Origin of the sequence: Paeniglutamicibacter sp. ORCA_105, assembly GCF_045798545.1 — a bacterium.
Lineage (GTDB): Bacteria > Actinomycetota > Actinomycetes > Actinomycetales > Micrococcaceae > Paeniglutamicibacter > Paeniglutamicibacter sulfureus.
The window spans coordinates 1-20,028 of record NZ_JBIXLM010000057.1; the positions used below are offsets into that span (position 1 = coordinate 1).

The following is a 20,028-nucleotide window of genomic DNA, read 5'->3' on the forward strand; positions in this document are numbered from 1 at the left end:
CGCGTTCTACCTGGATTACGTGAATGTGAAGGCCGATTACGTGAAGGCTTTCTGGAACATCGTGAACTGGGCCGATGTCTCGGCCCGCTTCGAGGCGGCGCGTGCCGGTGCCCCGAAGCTAGTCGTCCCCGGCAAGTAACACACCGTCCCGGCCCTTGCGGGCCAAGCAAGCGGGCTGCCGATCGGAAGAATTCCGGCCGGCAGCCCGCTTGTTATCTGTGGGCCCTCCAGGGGCCAAAGACTTAGAAACGCGACGAGGAACCCGACCCTGAGAAGCTGCCGCCGCTGGATCCGTAGCCGGTGCTTCCGCCCGAGGACGAACTTGCGCTGCGGGATTCCTGGACGCTGGACTGGCCGGAGCGGAAACCCGAGGTGAATCCGACGACCGACCAGAACCTGTTGGACGGGTACACGGTTCCAAGGATGCTGTGGCTCGAGGATCTCCTGGTGTCGGATGCCTTCGGAGTTCGCATCGCCTCGCGCATGAGCTTGGCTTCCTTGGTGGTCTTCGCGTACTTGGCGATCACGGCCTCGGAGTGATCCTTGAGCAGCCCGGTCAGCTCCTGTCGGGCGGCGGCGATCTTGTCCAGGGCGTCCTCCGGGCCCAGGCTGCCCGTTTGGAGCCTCGCCGCCCACTTTTCCGTCTCGGCCGCTGTCATGGACTTGAAGCGGCGCAGTGCCAGCGCCGACGGGGCCTCCGGGGCAGCATCCTTGTCGCTGAGCAGGTCATCGATTTCGGCAAGGTCCTCCCGCAGCGGTGCGAGCTGCCGCTCCCAGGCTCCCGCCCAGCCCGAGCCCATGTTCAAGAGCATGTTGGTATCGGCGATCACGTCATCCATCCGGTCCAGCTCCGAGGCGTTCGCCGCGTACTTTTCCAGGAATAGCGCCGTCTGCTTGCGAACGTGTGATTTTGTCTCAAGGCCATTGGCCTTGTTGCTTTGTTCGGCGAGCTGGTTGTAGGCGGAGGAGAAGCCGCGGTATTTCTCCAGCACCAGGCTTCCGTATCGGGAGTCGCGGCCGATGGTCTTGGCGTTCAGCTCGGTGACTTCGAGGTCCATGCTCACATTCGCGTAACTCGCATTGCCTGCGCCCAGTGCCTTACCGGAACGTTTCCGGTAGGTCCTGCGCACAAACAGGGTGCTGCCGGCGCTGATGCCGCCAACGACGAGTATGACGCCGCTCCAGGCATACAGCCTTGGTGATTTGTACCACGGCCGGTTCATCAATTGAGCGGCACGCTCGATCCCGGCCACCGTTCCCTCGGTCCACTGGGCCTCGCTGAACAGGTCCTTGGTGGCTGCCTGGATGTCGTCGCGCTGGCCGGGGGAGACCTTGCGATCTTCGCCGAAGTAGGTTCCCACCTGCCTGCCCACCGGATCGACGGCGAAAAGGAACAGCGAGTCGGCCCATTTTTGCTTATCCGGGCTGAGCCACTCGGGGTGGTTCTCGCGCGCGAAGCGCAGCACTTCCTCGTTGAGGTTGTCGCTGAATTCACCGTTGCGGGTGTATATGGCGACCTTGGTCGGTTCGTTGAAATCGATCTCTTCGATGGCCGGGAGCAGCGTGTCCAAATCCAGCGTCCCGGCGGTGTCCTCGACAACGATGTCGGTCGCCGCGGCGGCTTGGGCACCGGGTGCGCTGCCGATCAGCAGCATGGCACCCAGGGCCAGGGCGGTCAGAAGCTTTCGCATGCGTTTTGCCGTTCGTCGATTGCGGTCGTCCCTATGAACCCTAACCGGGTTACGCAAATCGTTCGACTTCGAGCTTGTGCGTCGAATGCGGTCAGCCCCCGAGCAGTACCACCAGCATCTGGATCGAGCCCCACAAAGCGGGAACTTGCTCGATGAGCAGCACCAGACCCAGCGCGATCATGATCAGTCCGCTGGCCAAGGTGATGAATCGTGCCGCGGTGGGGCGCTGGCGCAACAACGCCCTGGCACCGAGGGCGACGCCCGTGTAGATGAACAGCGAGAGCACCATATGGCTGGTGCCCAGGATGGCGGTTTGCACCGGGACCGGCAATGCGGCATCCGCGTGGATGAACTGTGGGATCAGTGCCAGGTAGAGCAGCAGCGCCTTGGGGTTGGTGCCGCTGGTTCCCAGTCCGCGGAAGAAGGCAGGGCCGAAGAAGCGTTGCCCGCTCGGGGTCGTGCTTGCCGCGGAGACCTTTACCTGCAGGAGCGTGTCTGCTCCGCTGCGCGTACCCGCTGGCTCCGACGGATCGATGTCCGCGCCGAGTGGCTCCCGAGCGGGACTTTCTTCGGCGGTGAAGCCGGCACTTCGCCAAGAGCGGCAGGTGCTGATGCCCAGCCAGAGAAGGTAGGCGGCGCCGATGAGCGTGAGCCAGGAAAGCAACTGCGGCAGGCCTGCGATCAGGGCTGCCATTCCGCCAACAATGAGCAGTGTGTGAAAGACGTAACCGCTGCACAAGCCGGCAACCGCGGACGAGACCCGGTGGCGGCCGAGACCCGCGGAAATGGCGTACGCCCAGTCGGCACCTGGCGTCATGGCCAGGGCGAAGGACACTGCGATAAAGCCGTAGATGACTTGAAGGTCCATGACCGAATCTCTTTCCTGCTGGGAATCTACCGGCAAGCTTAGGAAGAAAACGGCGAAATGTGCTTGCCAGTTCTCGCGCAATTCATCACGAATGAACAAGAAATCTCCTGCTATGTTTGGTTATGCGCAAGAATGTAGCGCGACCGTCACGGTTGATTGAGAAAACAAGCGAATGGAGCTGTCATATGGACGGAATCGACCGGGCAATTCTGCGCCGCCTGCAGGACGACGGGCGCATGACCGCCACGGCCTTGGCGGAGGAAGTGGGTCTCACCTTGGCTCCCTGCCACCGGAGGTTGCGAGAATTGGAAAACAGTGGCGTCATTCGCGGCTATCGGGCCGACGTGGATCCCGCGAAGGTGAACCTCGCGTTCGAGGCGCTGGTTTTTGTCACGCTGAAGGACCGGCTGACCATGAAGGACTTCGAACACGAGGTCGGCAAGATCGGCCAAATCATTGACGCCCAGCGGCTCTTTGGGGAACCGGACTTCTTGTTGCGGGTCATGGCCGTCGACTTGCCGGCGTACCAGCGCTTTTATGATGACGTACTGGTGACATTGCCCGGCGTGGAAAAACTTACGAGCACCATTGTCATGAAGAACCTCAAATCCGGCGGGCGGCTTCCGATCTAGGCGACGAAGCTGCCTCTTGCGGAATTCAACCGGCTGCGTGAAGCTGGGGTGGCCGCGGCAACCGCCCGCGTGGGAGCCAACAAGCGATTGAGGACAAGACGATGAAAATCCGCGAGCCCGTTCAGGTTGATGTTGGCCAGGTCGCTGGGTCGCATTGGCTGGCGACCTGCGGTTCCGACGCAGCAGCACCAAGGGCCGGGGGTCGACGATGACAACTGTTCAGGTCGTGTTGCGCGGCGGTCCATTCGACGGCCGCCAATTGACCTTCTCGAATTGGCCGGACCCGCTGATGGTGGAATCCTTGCCCGAGGACCTGCACGTGGAAGCCAGGGTCCGCGCCCGGTATGTTGCCATGACTGCGGACGAGCCGATGACGGAGCCGCGGGTGATGGTATGGGATGGCGCCCACCGGGTCGGGGGAATCCACCATGCCTGAGAAGCCGGCGAAGTAAGCGCCGGGGAGATTCGGCCGAGGGCCCGAAAGGCCGGTCAAGGTCCAGTTGGCCCAAGCGGAATCCCGGTGATCGGATCAACTGTCCTAAGCAGCGAAGAGCGGTCTTGACTCGGTACGTACCTAGTCAAGACCGCTCTTCGCATGTGTGCCCCCGGCGCGACTCGAACGCGCGACCTAGAGATTAGAAGGCTCTTGCTCTATCCATCTGAGCTACGGAGGCAGGCACAAGAATCATAGCCCAAACACGGACCGGGCCGATATTTCACCGATGGCGATACTGCGTTTTGAACAAGCGTGGGGCCGTGAAAAACAATTACTCCGGACGTATGATGAAATAGCAGTCAAGCTCTGCGGGCGATAAGAGACAGACATCGCCCGAACCCTCAGTTTCAAAGCCGAAAGAATGCCATTGCCGCGCCAATCCGAAGCATCCGTCGAAGTGGACCCAACGCCAAGCCACACCGCTTGGCGCAACTCCATCTTTGGCATCTTCTTTTTGTGCGGTTTTGCGTTTGCGACGTGGGTTGCCCGGCTCCCGGCGGTCCGGGTGGAGCTCGATCTTTCAACTTCTGACGTCGGTATCCTGCTGTTTGCCCTGGCCATTGGATCCATCGGCGGGTTGGCCTTCGCGCCAGGTATCCTCGCACGAATGGGCATCCGCCGCGGCATCATGCTGGGCCTGCTCTTTCTGGGTGCGGCGCTGGCAGTTCTGGGAACGGTGACAGAGATGCTGGGCAGTACCGTCGGTGCCATGGCGATCCTGGTCCTGTACGGGTTCGTCTTTAGCACCACCGACGTGATGATGAATGTCGATGGCGCCGCGGTCGAGCGATCCCTCGGCAAGACGCTGCTGCCGCTGATGCACGCGTTCTTCAGTTTCGGAACCATCATCGGTGCTGTCCTGGGTGCCGGTGCGGCAGGCCTGGGCATCGACGTGATGTGGAACTTCGCCATCGTTGGCATCCTCATCATGGGTCTTGGGTTCTACTTCGTCCGCAACTTGTCGGGGCTTGAACCGCCCGCTGCCCACCACGGCGAAGTTGCTGTCGGCGCCGCGACGTGGTGGCAGCGCTTCACCGGCATCTTCCGCGATGGACACCTGATGCTGATTGGGATCATGGTCGCCGGGCTGGCCTTTGCCGAAGGCACGGCCAACGACTGGCTCACCATTGCGTCCGTCGACGACCACGGATTCAGCGAAGCCTCCGGGGCGCTGGTCTTCGGCGCGTTCGTCGCCGCCATGACCGCAGGACGCATTTTTGGCGGCCCGCTGATCGACCGGATCGGCTACAAAAGGGTTCTGGTGTTCATGGGCCTGCTTGGGCTGGCCGGCATCGTGCTGTTTATCCTGGCCCCGGCCCCCTGGGCCGTTTTCACCGGCGCAGTCCTGTGGGGCCTGGGTGGATCCCTCGGTTTCCCTGTTGGCATGAGCGTTGCCGCGGCACACCCGACCGATGGGCCGCGCCGGGTGGGCATTGTTGCAGTCTTCGGCTACTCATCCATGCTTGTGGGGCCACCGGTGCTGGGTTTCCTCGGCGAACACTACGGGGTGCTCAATGCCTTCATCCTAGTGGCAGGGATCCTGTTCGTGACGTTGCTGATCACGCCAAAGGCCACTGCGGTCCCGGGGCTGAGCCCAAGACCGCAGCGAGTGGACTAGTGCCCGAAACTCATCGGATCGGCCGGCTCATCGGCGGTGCCGTCCAATGTGTCAATGGCCTTGATCTCCTCGGGGGAGAGATTGAACGTAAAGACATCGAGGTTTTCGGCCAGTCGCTCGGGGCTTGAGGTCTTGGGAATGGGAACGACGCCGCGCTCGATTTGCCAGCGCAACACTGCCTGCGCCGGCGTGACACGGTGATCCTCGGCCGCAGCGAGCACCGGTGCAGAGCTGAGAAGGTCGTGCTTTCCACGGCCCAGCGGAGCCCAGCCTTCGGTGAGTATCCCGTGTTCGGCGTGGAAGGCCAGCCGTTCGTCGTTGAGCCAAAATGGCGAGTGCTGTACCTGGTTGACGTCCGGAACCACGCCGGTTGCGTCCATCAGTTCCCGTAGCTGCCCGACCGTGAAGTTTGACGTGCCGATGGCCCGGACCCTGCCGCGCTTCAGCAGCTTGACCAAGCCCTCCCAGGCCTGGACGTAATTGCCTTCCTGCGGGTTGGGCCAGTGGATCAGGAACAAGTCAAGGTATTCCATGCCCAGCCGCTTGCAGCTGTTCTCCCAGGCGTCCTGCACGCCCTGGACCGAATGCCACTGCACATTGAACTTGGAAGTGATGAACAATTCCTCACGGGGAACCGATGTCGAGCCGATGCCCTCGCCGATTCCTTCCTCGTTGCCGTAGTTTTCCGCGGTGTCAATGAGCCGGTATCCGGCATCCAGCGCGTGGGCTACTGCTGCTCCGGCCTGGATGTCATCCAGCGGCCACGTGCCCAGGCCGATGGATGGCATGAAGGCGCCATTGTTGAGTTCACGTAACGGGACCGATGCATAGTTGTCTGGCATTTGGCCATGCTATGGCACCGGTTGGAATACCGATAGGGGCAGGGCACGTCAACGGCCTAATGAGTCGATGACTCTATCCGGGGCAGGGTCTGCTCCGGGGATGCGAAGGCAGGTCTTCCGCGACGGGCGCGATTCAAAGAAGCCGCTTCGGGCATATTGCGAAAGTGATGCGGTCACCGGCGGTCCATCGCTATGCCCCTGTCCATCGGTTCGGAGAGGTCACCCACTCAGTTCCCCACACAAACGTCGCGGGCGGGAAACCATTTCAATCTCTCCAGCCATTTGTCCACAGCACCGACCCCTCGCTGCCTGGCGGCGCGATAGCGATACCAAGCTTGGGTGACGGGGCAAGAAATACTTGCCCAGAGCCGAACATTGGAGTGCACCATGACGGACCACATTACGTTGCGCGGTGTGGTGGGAACCGAACCCCGCCCGAGCGGGGGGAGCAGCGGCACGCTCATTGCAAAATTTCGCCTGGTCAGCAACGAGCGGAGGCAGGACCCCGAGACGGGGCAATGGAACGACGTGCACAGCAATTGGTACACAGTCTCCTGCTTCCGGGCCATGGCCACCAACATGCTTGCCAGCATTCACATGGGCGACCATGTTGTGGTCTACGGCAAGATGCAGGTCCGCGAATACGACCGCCAGGACGGAACGCGTGGATTCAGCGTGGACATCGACGCCATGGCGCTTGGCCACGACCTTCGGTTCGGGGTCAGCCACTTTGAAAGGGTCAGGCGCGCAGGGGGAGACGACAACACCGAGCAACACCTCCGTCACGGCAAGCCGGCGAGGGAACCCGAGGAGTCGAACAGCGAGTTCCCGGTGACCGGCTGGCCAGACTCGGAGCCGGGCGCCGACACCGAGGCTGCCTAGCGTCCCCGTGCACAAAAGTCGTCGAACGTGTGGGCGGCCACGGTGCATTGGCGCCGTGGCCGCCGGATGTGGGCAGGAACATGCCCCCTCGGCTTAAACCGGGCGCGATAATTGGGAGTAAGACTCTCCGAGGCACTAGCCTTGATGGCATGGCGGAATTCATTTACACGATGACCAAGGCTCGCAAGGCCGTTGGCGACAAAGTCATCCTCGACGATGTCAGCATGTCCTTCTACCCAGGCGCAAAAATTGGCGTGGTTGGACCGAATGGTGCTGGCAAGTCGACGATCCTTAAGATCATGGCAGGGCTGGATATACCTTCCAACGGCGAGGCGCGCCTCAGCCCGGGATACAGCGTAGGAATCCTGTTGCAGGAACCGCCGCTGAATGAGGAAAAGACGGTCCTGGGCAACGTCCAGGAGGGCGTCGGGGAGATCTACGAAAAGATCACCCGCTACAACGAGATCTCTGAGGAGATGGCCCAGGACGGTGCCGACTTCGACGCGTTGCTCGAAGAAATGGGCCACCTGCAAGAAGCCATTGACACTGCCGATGCTTGGGATATTGACTCCCAGCTCGAGCAGGCCATGGATGCCTTGCAGTGCCCGCCGGGAGACTCCGAGGTGTCCCACCTTTCCGGTGGTGAGCGACGCCGCGTAGCGCTGTGCAAGCTGTTGCTGCAGAAGCCCGACCTGTTGCTCCTTGATGAGCCCACCAACCACCTCGACGCCGAGTCCGTGTTGTGGCTCGAGCAGCACTTGTCCGCGTACCACGGTGCTGTTCTGGCCGTGACCCACGACCGCTACTTCCTGGACCACGTGGCCCAGTGGATCTGTGAAGTCGACCGTGGTCGCCTGCACGCCTACGAAGGCAATTACTCGGCCTACCTGGAAAAGAAGCGAGAGCGCCTCGAGGTTCAGGGCAAGAAGGACCAGAAGCTTGCCAAACGACTGAGCGAGGAACTCGAATGGGTTCGCTCCAATGCCAAGGGCCGCCAGACCAAGTCGAAGGCCCGTCTGGCCAGGTACGAGGAAATGGCTTCGGAAGCCGAACGAACCCGGAAGCTTGACTTCGAGGAAATCCAGATTCCGGCGGGCCCGCGCTTGGGCTCGGTTGTCATCGAGGCGAATAACCTGAAGAAGGGCTTCGACGACCGTGTGTTGATCGACAACCTGACTTTCTCGTTGCCGCGCAACGGCATCGTGGGTGTCATCGGCCCCAACGGCGTGGGCAAGTCCACCCTGTTCAAGACCATCGTGGGCATGGAACCGATCGACTCCGGTGAACTCAAGGTCGGCGATACCGTCAAGATCTCCTACGTTGACCAGAACCGTGGCGGCATCGACCCGGAAAAGTCGCTGTGGGAAGTGGTTTCCGAGGGAAACGACTACATTCAGGTCGGTCAGGTCGAGGTTCCCTCACGTGCCTACGTTTCGGCCTTCGGCTTCAAGGGTCCGGACCAGCAGAAGAAGGCAGGTGTGCTCTCCGGTGGTGAGCGCAACCGCCTGAACCTGGCGCTGACCCTCAAGCAGGGCGGCAACCTGTTGCTCCTTGACGAACCGACCAACGACCTCGACGTTGAAACCCTCGGCTCGCTGGAAAACGCGCTGCTCGAATTCCCGGGTTGCGCCGTGGTCGTGTCGCACGACCGTTGGTTCCTGGACCGCGTGGCCACCCACATCCTGTCCTACGAGGGCACCGACGAGGACCCGGCCAACTGGTACTGGTTCGAGGGCAACTTCGAGTCCTACGAGGCAAACAAGGTCGAACGCATGGGTCCGGAGGCTGCGAAGCCGCACCGCGTCACGCACCGTCGACTGACCCGCGACTAACAGTCGCCAGGGCGCGGCCCGGGGCACACCGGGACGCGGCCCGCAAAGAGGGGCAGGCGGTGCGGATGAAAATTCATCCGCACCGCCTGCCCCCTTTTTTCGTGTCGCCGCGCCGCTAGCCTTCTTCCGGAATGCGCACCATGCCCTCTTGGGCGACGGTGGCCACCAGCTGGCCCTCGCGGTTGAAGATCCTGCCCGTGGCGAGTCCCCGGGCACCGGAGGCGCTGGGGGATTCCTGCACATAGAGCAGCCACTCATCGACGCGGAACGGGCGGTGCCACCACATGGCGTGGTCCAGGCTCGCCACCGACATGCCCGGGGTGATCCAGGTCAGCCCGTGGCGGCGCAGCACCGGTTCCAGCAGCGTGTAGTCGCTGGCATAGGCGAGCGCGGCGCGGTGCATGGCATCGTCATCGGGCATCGGCGCCGTCGTCTTCATCCAGACGGCGTTCACCGCCCGTCGGTCCCGCGGTCCCTTGAAGTACAGCGGTTCGCTGATGTATCGGATGTCGAAGGGCCGGTTGAACGCGTACTCCTGCGCGACCGGATGGTCGAGGTCTCCGATGAGCTCGGCGGTGGTGGGCAGCGAATCGGGATCCGGGATGCCTTCGGGCATGATGTCCTGGTGGTCGAGCCCGTCCGAGGGTGCCTGGAAGGATGCGATCATCGACAGGATCGGCACGCCGTTCTGGTAGGCGTGCACCCGGCGGGCGGAGAACGACCTGCCGTCGCGCAGCCGCTGCACCCCGAAGGTGATGGGCAGGGCTGCATCCCCGGCGCGCAGGAAGTAACCGTGCATGGAATGGATCGGGCGGTCTCTGGCGATGGTCTTGGACGCAGCCATCACCGATTGCCCCAGCACCTGACCGCCGAAGACCCTGTTGCGCGCCTGTGGCGGGGTGTGCCCCACGAAGATGTCCTCGTCGGTGCGGGCCTCGGGGTCCCCGCTGAGCTCCAGCAGCTCAATCAGCTTCTGCGTCGTGGTGTCGTTGGTGCTCACGTGTCTGCTCCTAGGGGCCAGGAATATTGATCTGCTAAGACACTATCGCCCCCGCGGCGGGTTCGCCGTAACCTCCGGCGGGAGGCCGCTGCCGTGTTCCGGCATGCGTCGCTGCGGGCAACGGCATTGAGTCGAGCGGTGCGGGACATGAAAGTATGAAGGCATGGCAAGTGAAACCGTTGTACTCGAGGACCAGGAAACCGTCGCGGACCTGGCTACGTTCTTTTCCCGCGCACGCTCGATCGAGGACGGAGCGGTGCTGATCCAGGCCGCCGGCAGCGCATTGGCGCTGTACGTCCCGGTGCTCTATCCCGAGTTCCTGGGGGACTCGGTACCCACCGTGCTGGGGATGCGCGCGGTGCGCCTGGGACGCCCGGCCGAGGCCGGCGGGGTCTTTGCCATCTCCGCGTTGACCGATCGGCTGGCCCGCATGGGCGGGGCCTCGCTGGAGCTGTCGATTCCCCCTGCGGAGGTCCAGGCATCGTGGGCGGGCCAGCAGGTTCCACGCGGCGGCTGGGAACAGCGCGAGACGCTCGACGACGATGCGCTGCTGGCCGAGGCGATGCGGGGGATCGGCGTGGTGGCCCAGGCCCTGCCGGAGAATGCCGGCAAGCCGGTGCTCAAGACCGTGCGGGCCCGCATCTGGTCCTCACCTGTTGAAGGTGTCCAGACGCCGATGCCGCTGGGCATGGCCTTCGGCGCGCATGCGCTGGGGTTCCTGCGTGCGGGGGCCACCTCCACCCTCTTTGCCTCCGGGCAGTGGCTGCGCCTGAGCAGCGGCGGCGGGCACGTGGTGGCACGCCAGGGCGGCGTCCTGGGCTAGGTGGACTGGGTGCCGGCCGGGCACCCCGGCGCCTCGTCAGGCGCGTTCATCAGCGAATGCGCAGCACGGTCGAAGTAGTCCCAGAGCGTGTCTGCCTGCAACGGCGGCAGCTGAAGGGAATCCACGGCGATGCGCATGTGGTGCAGCCAGACGTCGCGGTTGTGCGAATTGATGGTGTACGGCACGTGCCGCATGCGCAGGCGCGGGTGGCCTCGGCGCTCGGAATAGGTCGTGGGGCCGCCCCAGTACTGCTCCAGGAACAATTGCAGGCGCATGGTCGCCGGGCGTAGGTCGGTCTCCGGGTACATGGCACGGAATTCCGCGTCCTCGCCGACCGATTCATAGAACTTCTCCGCCAGCTTGCGGAACGTCTCCCGGCCGCCGACCTGGGCGTAGAAGGTGCCTTCGTACTGGCTTGGGTCGTGGTCGTCGTTTGGCGTCAGGCGGCCCTCGGGCAGGCTGGCACTGAGCGAGGCGCCCACCGGGCGCAATTGCGCCACGGGCTTGCCAAGGCTCTGGCCGGCCGGCAACAGGACCGGCTTGGGGGTGGAATCTTGTTCCGGGTGGTTCGCGTTCACGACGGTGGTGTCCTTTCAGTTCCCGGCTGAGGCCCGGGACCCTTCAACGCCCATTATCCTGTGGAAGCGCTGCCGCCCGCCGGGCTTTCGCGCAGGGCGTGAGAACACCGCCGACGGGCCACGGGCAGGCTACGGCGTTTCGCCCAGGTGCTTGAGCGCCTCGCGGATGGACAGCGGGCTCATCCGGGCCCGGTGTGCGTCGACCCAGGACCTTACCCAGTCGGGGTCGGTCTTGCCGTACTGCCGCAGCGCCCAGCCCAGTGCCTTGCGAATGAAGAACCACGGGTCGTCCAGGTTGGCTGCAAGTACGTCATCGAGCAAACCGGTGTCGGTGTGTTCACCCAGGTGCAGCTGGCAGATCATGGATTGGCGGCGCTTCCACCCATTGGCGTCCCGGGACCACTCGCGCATCATCGGGCCGATGGTTTCCGGGTGGGCGCGCAGCAGCTCCCCGTAGCGCCGCGAACAACCGTCGACGATGTCCCACCAGGCGCCCTCGGTGACCATCCGCTCATAAAGCGGCAGGAATTCCAGGCGCCCTCGGCAGGATGCGGCGGCGCAGATCTCCTGGGCGGCGTACCAGTGTTCCCGGTGCGTGGCCTCGGAGAAGAGCTCGGTGGCAAGTGCCAGGCGGTCCGTGGCACTTGAGGCACCCGTCTCCCGGGCGAAGTCGCGCGCAATGCGGCGCACCTCGGGGACCGGAACGCCCAGGAAGGGCTGCGTGGTCTTCATGTAGGCCTGTGCCGCCGCTGCCTTGCCGTCCACGATATGCGGCAGAAGCCTGGCGGTGAGCAGGTCAACCGCCGAATGCGCCTGCCTTCCGTCCATGGTTCAGGCGCCCGGGGGCACCGGGGCGTGGTGCACCGGGAAATTCACGCTGCGGGCGATGAAGCAGACGGCGTTGGCCGCAGCATGCAGCGAGTCGGCAATCTCGCGCTGGGATTCATCCTGCAGTTCCACGCGCGGGGCCAGGGTCGCCTCGAGGAACTCCCCGCTGCCGTCGCGGTTCAGCCGCAGCACCCCGGAGGCAGCGTCGGTGTAGCCGGTCACCACCACGGAGTGCTTCACCGCCACGTGCAGGTAGGAAAGCATGTGGCACTGGGACAGGGCGGCAAGCAGCAGCTGCTCTGGGTTCCAGCGGTCTTTGTCCCCGTGGAAAGTCGGGTCGGCGGTGCCGGGCAGGTCGGGCAGGCCGGCGGCGCGGATCACGTGGTCGCGTCCGTAGCTGCGGTACCCGGAGGTCCCTTCGCCGCGGTTGCCGGTCCAGGAGATGTCGACGCGATAGTTGTGCAGTGCCAGGTTCATGCTCCCATTCTCGCCGCAGACGGTGGATGCCGGTGCACATGACGCACCGGCACCCGATTTCCGCGGCCTCGGTGGCGTCAGGCGTCGGCGGCCTGGGCTGCCAGCGCGCGGACCACCGCGTCGCGGCTCTCGATGACCAGCCGTCGCAGGGCGGGGGAGTCATCGCCCAGCGAATGCAGGAAGGCGTCGGTCCTGGCCAGCGTTTCCGGGGTGGTTTGCGCCGCAGGGTAGAGCCCGGTGACGATCTGCTGGGCAATCTCGTAGCTCTTGGTTTCCCACACCGTGCCGGCTACGTCGAAGTACTCCTCGACGTAGCCGGCGATCAGGGCGGGATCGTGCACGTGGTTGAAGCCGGTGATGGCGGCGCGCTGTTCGAGGTTCGAGAGCTTTCCGCCGATCACCGCATCCCAGGCCGCACGCTTGGCCTCGGGGGTGGGCATGGCGGCCCGTGCCGTGTGGGCGGCCAACTGCCCGGTGGAGGTGGCATCGCGTTCCAGCTCCGCCGCGATTGCCCCGGCGTCGGCGCGACCCCCGGCGGACAAGGAAGTCAGCAGGTCCCAGCGCATCTCCGCATCCACCTCCAGCCCCTCCAACACGAGCTCGCCCGAGAACAGCGCGGCCACGGCGTCGAGCTGTGGGCCGGTGTGCGCCAGGTGGGCGAAGGCGCCGACAAATTGCAGCTGTGCGTCGGAGCCTGCTTCCGCAGCCCGGGCCAGCTCCCAGAGCCGGTCGGCGGCAGCAAGGCGCGCCGCCGGGGCGCCTATGCGGTCGACGTAGTAGTCAAGGGCGGTGTTCAACTGGCGCAGCAGCACCATGATGACGGTGGAATCGGTTGCGTGCCCGATGTTGCCCAGCACCAGCTCCAGGTAGGCGCGGGCAGGGGTCTCGGCGTCGCGGACCGCGTCCCAGGCAGCCCCCCAGACCAGGGTGCGGGGCAGAGACTGTTCGAAGTCCTTCAGGTGTGCGGTGGCGGTGGCCAGTGACTGCCCGTCCAGGCGGATCTTGGCGTAGGCCAGGTCGTCGTCGTTGACCAGCACCAGCGCCGGTCGCTTGTGCCCCACCAGGGCCGGGACGGCGGTGGCGGGGCCGGCCACGTCGAGTTCCTCGCGGTGCACGCGGATGAGCGACCCGGCGGCATCCAGGTCGTAGAAGCCGACGGCCAGGCGGTGCGGGCGGATCACCGGGTGTTCGGCGACTGCGGTCTGGGTGATGGAGAAATTGGTGATCAGTCCCGCATCGTCGGTGGAGATCATCGCGCGCAGCGTGTTGACGCCGGCGGTTTCCAGCCACAGCTTCGACCACTCGGAGAGGTCGCGGCCGGAAGAGGCCTCAAGCTCGCGCATCAAATCCGGCAGCTCGGTATTGGACCAGGCGTGCTTGGCGAAGTAGCTGCGCACCCCGGCCATGAACTCCTCCTGGCCGACCCAGGCGACCAGCTGGCGCAGCACCGAGGCGCCCTTGGCGTAGGTGATGCCGTCGAAGTTGACCTGCACGTCCTCGAGGTCGTTGATCTGCGCGACGATGGGGTGGGTGGAGGGCAGCTGGTCCTGGCGGTAGGCCCAGTTCTTCTCCAGGATGTTGAAGGTGGTCCACGAGGAGGTGAACTCGGTGTTCTGTGCCGCGGCGAGCGTCGACATGAACTCGGCGAAGGACTCGTTGAGCCAGAGGTCGTTCCACCAGCGCATGGTCACCAGGTCGCCGAACCACATGTGGGCGAGTTCGTGCAGGATGGTGATGGCACGGCGTTCGACCATCGCGTCGGTGGGACGGGACCTGAACACGTAGGACTCCAGGAAAGTCACGGCACCGGCGTTTTCCATGGCCCCGGCGTTGAACTCCGGCACGAAGAGCTGGTCGTACTTCTCGAACGGGTACGGGGTGCCGAACTGCTTCTCGAAAAACTCGAAGCCCTGGCGGGTGAGGGTGAAGATGTTCTCCGCGTCCAGGTGCTCCATGAGCGAGGCGCGGGCGAAGACGCCCAGCGGGATGGTCCGGCCGTCGCTGCTGGTCAGTTCCGAGCGGACGCACTGGTAGGGACCGGCGATGAGCGCGGTGATGTAGGAGGAGATGCGCGCGGTCGGTGCGAAGGCCCAGGTCTTGGCGCCGACGTGGGCAGCGACCGGCACCGGGGTGGCGGCGTTGGAGATCACGTCCCAGTGCTGCGGGGCGGTGATGGTGAAGGCGAAGGAGGCCTTCAGGTCGGGCTGCTCGAAGACGGCGAACACGCGCCGGGAATCGGGTACCTCGAACTGCGAGTACAGGTAGACTTCCCCATCCACCGGGTCCACGAACCGGTGCAGGCCCTCGCCGGTGTTCATGTAGTGCGCATCGGCGTCGATGACCAGGGTGTTCTCCGCGGCGAGACCCGGCAGGGCGATGCGCACGCCGTCGGATACCTCGGCCGGATCCAGTTCGGCTCCGTTGAGGTTCACCGAGCGGACGGCAGCGGTCACGGCATCGATGAAGGTCTCTGCGCCCTCGGCGGCGGAGAACCGCACAGTGGTGCGCGAGGAGAAGACGATGTCGGACCCGGTCAGGTCCAACTCGACGTCATAGGAGTGGACGGTGATCAATTCGGCCCGGGTGCGGGCCTCCTCGCGGGTGAGGTTCATTCCTGGCATGGTCGCTGACGCGCCTTTCGATGGGTGCAGGTTGTGGAAATCCCGGTGTCCCGGGCTGGATCGACGTTCCACTTCGCGCTGCTGCACGGCGCTGTGCAAATCGTGGAGTGTGAAACAAGCCTTGAACAGTGTGCCCATTGTCTCACCAACACCCCACGGTCCCGCAAGTGGCGCGCGACTGGTTTGATGGATGACATGGGAATCAATGTGGCGCTGCTGGGATACGGCGCAATCGGGCAGGCCGTCCACCGGATGCTTGCACCGCTCGCCGACCAGGCGCGCGTGGTCGGGGTGCTGGACCGCATCTCCCTGGAAGGCGCCGCGGGCCCGGCGCGCATGGCAGGGCCGGCCGGGAGCGCCGTTCCCGTGCTGGATCTGGCCGCCGCCACGAAAGGGGCCGATGTCGTTCTCGAGTGCGCTTCGCCTGCGGCGGTGCGTGCCTACGGTCCCGGGATCGTCGGCGCTGGAACCGACCTGCTCGTGGCATCCCTCGGGGCGCTGGTGGACGACCGGTTGCGCTCCACCCTGCTCGAACGCGGTCCGGGACGCTGCTTCCTGTCCACCGGCGCCATCGGGGGACTGGACCTGGTCCGCGCCTCGGCCGGCACCATCGATGCCATCACGTTGGAGACCCGCAAGCCGCCGGCAGCACTGCTGCACCGAGGGCTGGGGACCGAACTGCGTTCATCGATCGTGCGGGCGGACGCCACCGGCGCGGTCGGGCACGTCTTTGGCGGTTCCGTGGCGGAGGCCGTGCGGCTCTTCCCTTCCAACATCAACGTCGCCGCGGCCCTCGGGCTGGCGGCCGGGAACATGGACCTGGTGCGCGTGGACATCATTGCGGATCCGGGTGCCACGCTGACCAGCCACGCCATCGAGGTGCGCGGCAGTGGGGGAACCTACCGGTTCGCGATCGAGAACTTCCCGGATCCGGCCAACCTCGCCACGAGTACCCTGACCGCGCGGTCCCTGGTCTCCGGATTGCTGCGCCTGGCCGGGCACGGACCGCTCTTCATCTAGGCTCCGGGCGCAGCGGCCCTCGAACGACCGGCGGCGGAACAGCGTGCGGCGGTGTCATCGACTTAGTGCCACGCCACACCCGGGGCTAGGCTGGTGCCTGCATCTTCCCCCCTCCACGGTCTAAGGACACTTCACATGCGCGTTCACATTGCCACCGACCACGCAGGCCTCGAGCTCAGCGCCCACCTCATCGAGCATCTTGGCGCCAAGGGCTACGAGATGGTCGACCACGGCCCCACCGCCTATGACGCGGAGGACGACTACCCCTCCTTCTGCATCAACGCTGCCCTTGCCGTGGTTGCCGACCAAGCCGCAGGCCTGGACTCGCTGGGCATCGTGCTGGGCGGCTCGGGCAACGGAGAGCAGATCGCCGCCAACAAGGTCGTGGGCATCCGCGCCGCACTGGCCTGGAACCTCGACACCGCGCGACTGGCCCGCGAACACAACGACGCCAATGTCGTTGCAGTCGGGGGCCGCCAGCACTCGCTGGTGGAAGCCACCGGCATCATCGAGGCCTTCTTGTCCGAGCCGTTCTCCAACGTCGAGCGCCACATCCGCCGCATTTCCAAGATCGCCACCTACGAGACCACCGGCGAGGTCGTGGCCTAACCCAGCCACGTCACACCACCATGCCCGAAGGCCACTCCGTACACCGACTTGCCCGCCAATTTGACGACGTCTTTGGCGGGCAGGTCCTTGCCGTCTCCTCCCCGCAGGGCCGCTTCGCCCCCGCGGCCAGGCTGATCGACGCCCAACGCCTTATCTCCTCCCACGCGCATGGCAAGCAACTCTTCCTGGGCTTTGAAAACGACCTGGTGCTGCGGGTGCACCTGGGGCTCTATGGCGCCTGGAGTTTTGGCGGCGACGAACACTTCTCCGGTGCCTCCTCGATCGGCGCCCCGCGCAAGGTGGGGGAGAGTGAGCAGGGGCCCGACGAAGAGGCGGGCCCCTATGCCGGACCGCCCGAGCCGGTGGGACAGGTGCGTGCACGGCTGGTGTCCGAGCATGGATGGGCGGACCTGCGCGGGCCCAGCGCCTGCGAGGTGCTCACCCGGGAACAAGCGCTGGCAGTGCGTGCCAAGCTGGGCCCCGACCCCCTGGTGGCCGCGGCCGGCGCATTCAACCTGGCCAAGGGCAGGGGCACCGAGGCCGCGAACGATGCGGCCGCCAGGACCGCGCGCAAGGACTTCGTGGCCCGTCTGGCCGCCAGGAAAACCCCCATCGGAACCGCCCTGATGGACCAGGGCGTTCTTGCCGGGGTGGGCAACATCTACCGCGCCGAAACTCTCTTTCGCACCCGGATCGATCCATTCATGCAAAGCTGCGGCCTCTCCGCGAGGAAGGCCGGGATGCTGTGGGACGACATCGTCTCGATCATGGGCGATGGCGTCCGGGACGGAAAGATCATCACAACCCGGGCCGAACACCGCGACGAGGCCGGGCCGCTGTGGCCGGACAACGCCTACTACACCTACCAGCGGCAGGGACGCGGTTGCCGCATCTGCAGCGCCACCATTTCGCTGGCCGAGGTCGCGGCACGCAAGCTCTACTGGTGCCCGGGCTGCCAGCCGCCGGCACGGTCCCGGAACTGAACGCCTCGACGGTCATGGCCCCGTCCGATTCGCGAACACGCGAATTGACAAGGATCTGTGCATTTTCTGGTTCTGATTTGCGCGGCGCGGAATGGGGGTGCTAAGGTTTTATCCGTTGCCACCGACGAGGTGGGCAAATGCGGGGATGTAGCTTAGTGGTAAAGCCTCAGTCTTCCAAACTGATGATGCGGGTTCGATTCCCGTCATCCCCTCCAATAAAGAGTGATTTGGTTCCCCGGGAACCAGGTCGCTCTTTTTCTTTCCCCGGACGACGGGGTCCCGCCCCTGCGCCGAATTGTGACGTCGGTCCCTTTTTGCCCCGCGGGGCGGCGCCGCGCAGGTTTTTCGGTTTCCCCCAGGCATCGCGACCCCCGAAAACTATGGCGATCCGGGGCTTTTACCCATGCGAAAGCACGAATTTTGTTTTCCCGCGATTGCTTGTATGGTTGTTCCGCGCCGTCGACGAAATCCAAACTTCTGGTTGACGGGCCGATTAGTGAAAACTTGTTTATTTTGCATAGACTGTTTCAGCACTTATCGGGGTGTAGCTCAGCTTGGCTAGAGCGCGCGCTTTGGGAGCGTGAGGTCGCAGGTTCGAATCCTGTCACCCCGACTCTGTACCTTCAACCCCGTAACGGTTACCGTTACGGGGTTGAAGTCCAGCTCAGACCAAACATCACACACCAGGAGTACACCGCTGTGAAGAGCGCCGTCGAAACCCTCACCCCCACCCGGGTCAAGCTCACCGTTGAAGTTCCCTACGATGAACTGAAGCCGCGCATTGCTGAGGCCTACAAGACCATCGCCAAGCAGATCCAGGTTCCCGGCTTCCGCGCCGGAAAAGTCCCGTCCCGCTTGATTGATCAGCGCGTTGGCCGTGGCTACGTCCTGGAAACTGCCATCAACGAAGGCATGAACACCTACTACCAGCAGGCCGTCACCGAGAACGAAATCGTTCCGCTCTCGCGCCCCGAGGTCGAAATCACCGAGCAGCCTTCCGCCGAGGTTGCAGGGGAAGGCCAGCTGGCCTTCCAGGTCGAGATCGACATCCGTCCGAGCATCGAACTGCCGGACTACAAGGGCCTGGAAGTCACCGTTGACGCCACCGAAGCCGGCGACGCCGACATCGAGAAGGCACTGGATGACCTGCGCGGCCGCTTCGGCACGCTCAAGACCATCGAGCGTCCGGCAGCTGACCAGGACTTCATCACCCTTGACCTGACCGCATCGGTTGAGGGCGAAGAGGTCGACTCGGCCACCGGCCTTTCCTACCAGGTTGGCTCCGGCACCATGCTCGAGGGCATGGACGAGGCAGTCACCGGCCTGTCCGCAGGCGAAGACGCCACGTTCGTCACCAAGCTGGCCGGCGGCGAGCACGCAGGTGCCGACGCACAGGTCAAGGTCACCGTCACCGCCGTCAAGGAGCGCGAGCTTCCCGAGGCCAACGACGACTTTGCCCAGCTGGCTTCCGAATTCGACACCATGGCCGAGCTGCGCGAGTCCCTCGCCAAGGATGCCGCCGAGTCCAAGGTCATGGACCAGGGGGTTGCCGCCCGCGACCTCGTCCTGGACAAGCTCATGGAGCTCGTCGAGGTTCCGGTTCCGGAATCCGTCATCACCGAGCAGGTCGAGCAGCACTTCGAGCAGGGTTCGCACACCGAGGGTGAAGAGCACGACACCGAAGAGCACCGCACCGAGGTTCGCGAGAACACCGCCAAGGCCTTCAAGAACGAGATCGTGCTTGACGCCGTCGCCGAAGCAGAGAAGATTGGCGTTGCCCAGTCCGAACTGATCGACTACATCGTCCAGACCGCCGGCCAGTACGGCATGGACCCGAACCAGTTCGCCCAGATGCTCGACGGCGCCGGCCAGGTCCCGATGCTGGTTGGCGAAGTCCGCCGCCGCAAGGCACTTGCCAAGGTCCTGGAGCTGGCTGTTGTCACCGACAGCAACGGCAACGTCGTTGACCTGAGCGACTTCGTGCGCCCGGCAGGCGAAGAAGAAGAAGAGGGCTCCGCATCGTCGGCCTCTTCGGCTTCCTCCGCCTCCTCGGCCTCGGCAGCATCCGCCAAGTAGCGCGGCGCCGCTGACGCGGCATTGGGCGCCCAGGCGGGGGGGGGGGGGGGGGCGCCGGGGGGGGGCGGGCCGGGGGGGGGGGGCGGGGGTAGAAGACCCCGGGCGCCCCCCCCCCCCCCCCCCCCCCCCCCCCCCCCCCCCCCCCCCCCCCC

The 20,028-nt window shown here is 64.8% G+C and carries 19 protein-coding genes and 3 tRNA genes; 13 read left to right on the forward strand and 9 right to left on the reverse strand.

The genetic code is table 11. The features are described 5' to 3' along the window. Positions 1-139, forward strand: a 139-nt coding sequence (locus ACIPUB_RS18800; RefSeq protein WP_407608794.1) for a Fe-Mn family superoxide dismutase, incomplete at its 5' end; no start/stop codon positions are given. A 103-nt stretch (positions 140-242) separates the two neighbouring features. Here ACIPUB_RS18800 and ACIPUB_RS18805 read toward each other — a convergent pair. Further along, entirely contained in the window at positions 243-1,691 is a 1,449-nt protein-coding gene (locus ACIPUB_RS18805) for a DUF5129 domain-containing protein (RefSeq protein ID WP_407608776.1), read from the reverse strand. Positions 1,692-1,782: 91 nt separating this feature from the next. Further along, complete coding sequence (locus ACIPUB_RS18810) at positions 1,783-2,559, reverse strand: LysE family translocator (RefSeq protein ID WP_407608777.1); 777 nt, start codon at positions 2,557-2,559, stop codon at positions 1,783-1,785. Between the two features lie 185 nt (positions 2,560-2,744). Here ACIPUB_RS18810 and ACIPUB_RS18815 point away from each other — a divergent pair, with 185 nt between their 5' ends. Then, positions 2,745-3,191: an Lrp/AsnC family transcriptional regulator gene (locus tag ACIPUB_RS18815; protein WP_407608778.1), complete on the forward strand. Its 447-nt coding sequence runs from the start codon at positions 2,745-2,747 to the stop codon at positions 3,189-3,191. A gap of 208 nt (positions 3,192-3,399) precedes the next feature. After that, on the forward strand, positions 3,400-3,627 hold the full coding sequence (locus tag ACIPUB_RS18820; protein ID WP_407608779.1) for a hypothetical protein: 228 nt from the start codon (positions 3,400-3,402) through the stop codon (positions 3,625-3,627). 164 nt (positions 3,628-3,791) lie between these two features. Here the strand turns inward: ACIPUB_RS18820 and ACIPUB_RS18825 are convergent. Beyond that, a tRNA-Arg gene (locus ACIPUB_RS18825) sits at positions 3,792-3,865 on the reverse strand. A gap of 219 nt (positions 3,866-4,084) precedes the next feature. On the opposite strand from ACIPUB_RS18825, the gene ACIPUB_RS18830 reads away from it, so the two are divergent. After that, positions 4,085-5,305, forward strand: a complete 1,221-nt coding sequence (locus ACIPUB_RS18830) for an MFS transporter (RefSeq protein ID WP_407608780.1) — start codon at positions 4,085-4,087, stop codon at positions 5,303-5,305. Here the strand turns inward: ACIPUB_RS18830 and ACIPUB_RS18835 are convergent. Further along, positions 5,302-6,147 carry an aldo/keto reductase gene (locus ACIPUB_RS18835; protein ID WP_407608781.1) on the reverse strand — a complete coding sequence of 282 codons (846 nt, stop codon included), beginning with the start codon at positions 6,145-6,147 and terminating at the stop codon, positions 5,302-5,304. The two genes, ACIPUB_RS18830 and ACIPUB_RS18835, sit on opposite strands and share 4 nt — an antisense overlap. Positions 6,148-6,534: 387 nt before the next feature. Here ACIPUB_RS18835 and ACIPUB_RS18840 point away from each other — a divergent pair, with 387 nt between their 5' ends. Further along, positions 6,535-7,029, forward strand: a complete 495-nt coding sequence (locus ACIPUB_RS18840) for a single-stranded DNA-binding protein (RefSeq protein WP_407608782.1) — start codon at positions 6,535-6,537, stop codon at positions 7,027-7,029. A gap of 149 nt (positions 7,030-7,178) precedes the next feature. Further along, positions 7,179-8,861 carry an energy-dependent translational throttle protein EttA gene (gene ettA / locus ACIPUB_RS18845; RefSeq protein ID WP_407608783.1) on the forward strand — a complete coding sequence of 561 codons (1,683 nt, stop codon included), beginning with the start codon at positions 7,179-7,181 and terminating at the stop codon, positions 8,859-8,861. A gap of 115 nt (positions 8,862-8,976) precedes the next feature. Here the strand turns inward: ettA and ACIPUB_RS18850 are convergent, their stop codons facing one another. After that, on the reverse strand, positions 8,977-9,861 hold the full coding sequence (locus tag ACIPUB_RS18850; RefSeq protein WP_407608784.1) for an acyl-CoA thioesterase: 885 nt from the start codon (positions 9,859-9,861) through the stop codon (positions 8,977-8,979). A gap of 163 nt (positions 9,862-10,024) precedes the next feature. Between ACIPUB_RS18850 and ACIPUB_RS18855 the strand changes: the two genes are divergently transcribed. Beyond that, entirely contained in the window at positions 10,025-10,684 is a 660-nt protein-coding gene (locus ACIPUB_RS18855; protein WP_407608785.1) for a hypothetical protein, read from the forward strand. Here ACIPUB_RS18855 and ACIPUB_RS18860 read toward each other — a convergent pair. The 4 genes from ACIPUB_RS18860 to pepN all read right to left on the reverse strand — a co-directional run bounded on the left by ACIPUB_RS18860 (position 10,681) and on the right by pepN (position 15,188). Further along, positions 10,681-11,262, reverse strand: a complete 582-nt coding sequence (locus tag ACIPUB_RS18860) for a globin (RefSeq protein ID WP_407608786.1) — start codon at positions 11,260-11,262, stop codon at positions 10,681-10,683. The genes ACIPUB_RS18855 and ACIPUB_RS18860 overlap by 4 nt on opposite strands. A gap of 129 nt (positions 11,263-11,391) precedes the next feature. After that, complete coding sequence (locus ACIPUB_RS18865; RefSeq protein WP_407608787.1) at positions 11,392-12,090, reverse strand: DNA alkylation repair protein; 699 nt, start codon at positions 12,088-12,090, stop codon at positions 11,392-11,394. A gap of 3 nt (positions 12,091-12,093) precedes the next feature. Beyond that, entirely contained in the window at positions 12,094-12,567 is a 474-nt protein-coding gene (locus ACIPUB_RS18870) for an OsmC family protein (RefSeq protein ID WP_407608788.1), read from the reverse strand. A gap of 77 nt (positions 12,568-12,644) precedes the next feature. Then, the gene (gene pepN / locus ACIPUB_RS18875; RefSeq protein WP_407608789.1) at positions 12,645-15,188 is read right to left on the reverse strand and encodes an aminopeptidase N; all 2,544 of its coding nucleotides are present in this window, start codon (positions 15,186-15,188) and stop codon (positions 12,645-12,647) included. 186 nt (positions 15,189-15,374) lie between these two features. Here pepN and ACIPUB_RS18880 point away from each other — a divergent pair, with 186 nt between their 5' ends. The 6 genes from ACIPUB_RS18880 (at position 15,375) to tig (ending at position 19,876) form a co-directional block, all read left to right on the forward strand. Next, positions 15,375-16,208: an aspartate dehydrogenase domain-containing protein gene (locus ACIPUB_RS18880; protein ID WP_407608790.1), complete on the forward strand. Its 834-nt coding sequence runs from the start codon at positions 15,375-15,377 to the stop codon at positions 16,206-16,208. A gap of 135 nt (positions 16,209-16,343) precedes the next feature. After that, positions 16,344-16,817 (forward strand): ribose-5-phosphate isomerase, encoded by a 474-nt coding sequence (locus tag ACIPUB_RS18885; protein ID WP_407608791.1) that lies wholly within the window; start codon positions 16,344-16,346, stop codon positions 16,815-16,817. Between the two features lie 20 nt (positions 16,818-16,837). Further along, positions 16,838-17,800 carry an Fpg/Nei family DNA glycosylase gene (locus tag ACIPUB_RS18890; protein ID WP_407608792.1) on the forward strand — a complete coding sequence of 321 codons (963 nt, stop codon included), beginning with the start codon at positions 16,838-16,840 and terminating at the stop codon, positions 17,798-17,800. Between the two features lie 141 nt (positions 17,801-17,941). Further along, positions 17,942-18,015 (forward strand) — tRNA-Gly (locus tag ACIPUB_RS18895). 323 nt (positions 18,016-18,338) lie between these two features. Then, positions 18,339-18,413 (forward strand) — tRNA-Pro (locus ACIPUB_RS18900). A gap of 86 nt (positions 18,414-18,499) precedes the next feature. Then, on the forward strand, positions 18,500-19,876 hold the full coding sequence (gene tig / locus ACIPUB_RS18905) for a trigger factor (protein WP_407608793.1): 1,377 nt from the start codon (positions 18,500-18,502) through the stop codon (positions 19,874-19,876). Positions 19,877-20,028 lie beyond the last annotated feature (152 nt).

Bases quoted from the DNA above. Each gene is read 5' to 3' on its own strand.
- ACIPUB_RS18815 (WP_407608778.1), top strand. From the start codon at position 2,745: ATGGACGGAATCGACCGGGCAATTCTGCGCCGCCTGCAGGACGACGGG.
- ACIPUB_RS18870 (WP_407608788.1), bottom strand. From the start codon at position 12,567: ATGAACCTGGCACTGCACAACTATCGCGTCGACATCTCCTGGACCGGC.
- ACIPUB_RS18865 (WP_407608787.1), bottom strand. From the start codon at position 12,090: ATGGACGGAAGGCAGGCGCATTCGGCGGTTGACCTGCTCACCGCCAGG.
- ACIPUB_RS18835 (WP_407608781.1), bottom strand. From the start codon at position 6,147: ATGCCAGACAACTATGCATCGGTCCCGTTACGTGAACTCAACAATGGC.
- ACIPUB_RS18880 (WP_407608790.1), top strand. From the start codon at position 15,375: ATGGATGACATGGGAATCAATGTGGCGCTGCTGGGATACGGCGCAATC.
- ACIPUB_RS18890 (WP_407608792.1), top strand. From the start codon at position 16,838: ATGCCCGAAGGCCACTCCGTACACCGACTTGCCCGCCAATTTGACGAC.
- ACIPUB_RS18820 (WP_407608779.1), top strand. From the start codon at position 3,400: ATGACAACTGTTCAGGTCGTGTTGCGCGGCGGTCCATTCGACGGCCGC.
- ACIPUB_RS18840 (WP_407608782.1), top strand. From the start codon at position 6,535: ATGACGGACCACATTACGTTGCGCGGTGTGGTGGGAACCGAACCCCGC.
- ACIPUB_RS18805 (WP_407608776.1), bottom strand. From the start codon at position 1,691: ATGCGAAAGCTTCTGACCGCCCTGGCCCTGGGTGCCATGCTGCTGATC.
- ettA (WP_407608783.1), top strand. From the start codon at position 7,179: ATGGCGGAATTCATTTACACGATGACCAAGGCTCGCAAGGCCGTTGGC.
- pepN (WP_407608789.1), bottom strand. From the start codon at position 15,188: ATGCCAGGAATGAACCTCACCCGCGAGGAGGCCCGCACCCGGGCCGAA.
- ACIPUB_RS18810 (WP_407608777.1), bottom strand. From the start codon at position 2,559: ATGGACCTTCAAGTCATCTACGGCTTTATCGCAGTGTCCTTCGCCCTG.
- ACIPUB_RS18885 (WP_407608791.1), top strand. From the start codon at position 16,344: ATGCGCGTTCACATTGCCACCGACCACGCAGGCCTCGAGCTCAGCGCC.
- ACIPUB_RS18855 (WP_407608785.1), top strand. From the start codon at position 10,025: ATGGCAAGTGAAACCGTTGTACTCGAGGACCAGGAAACCGTCGCGGAC.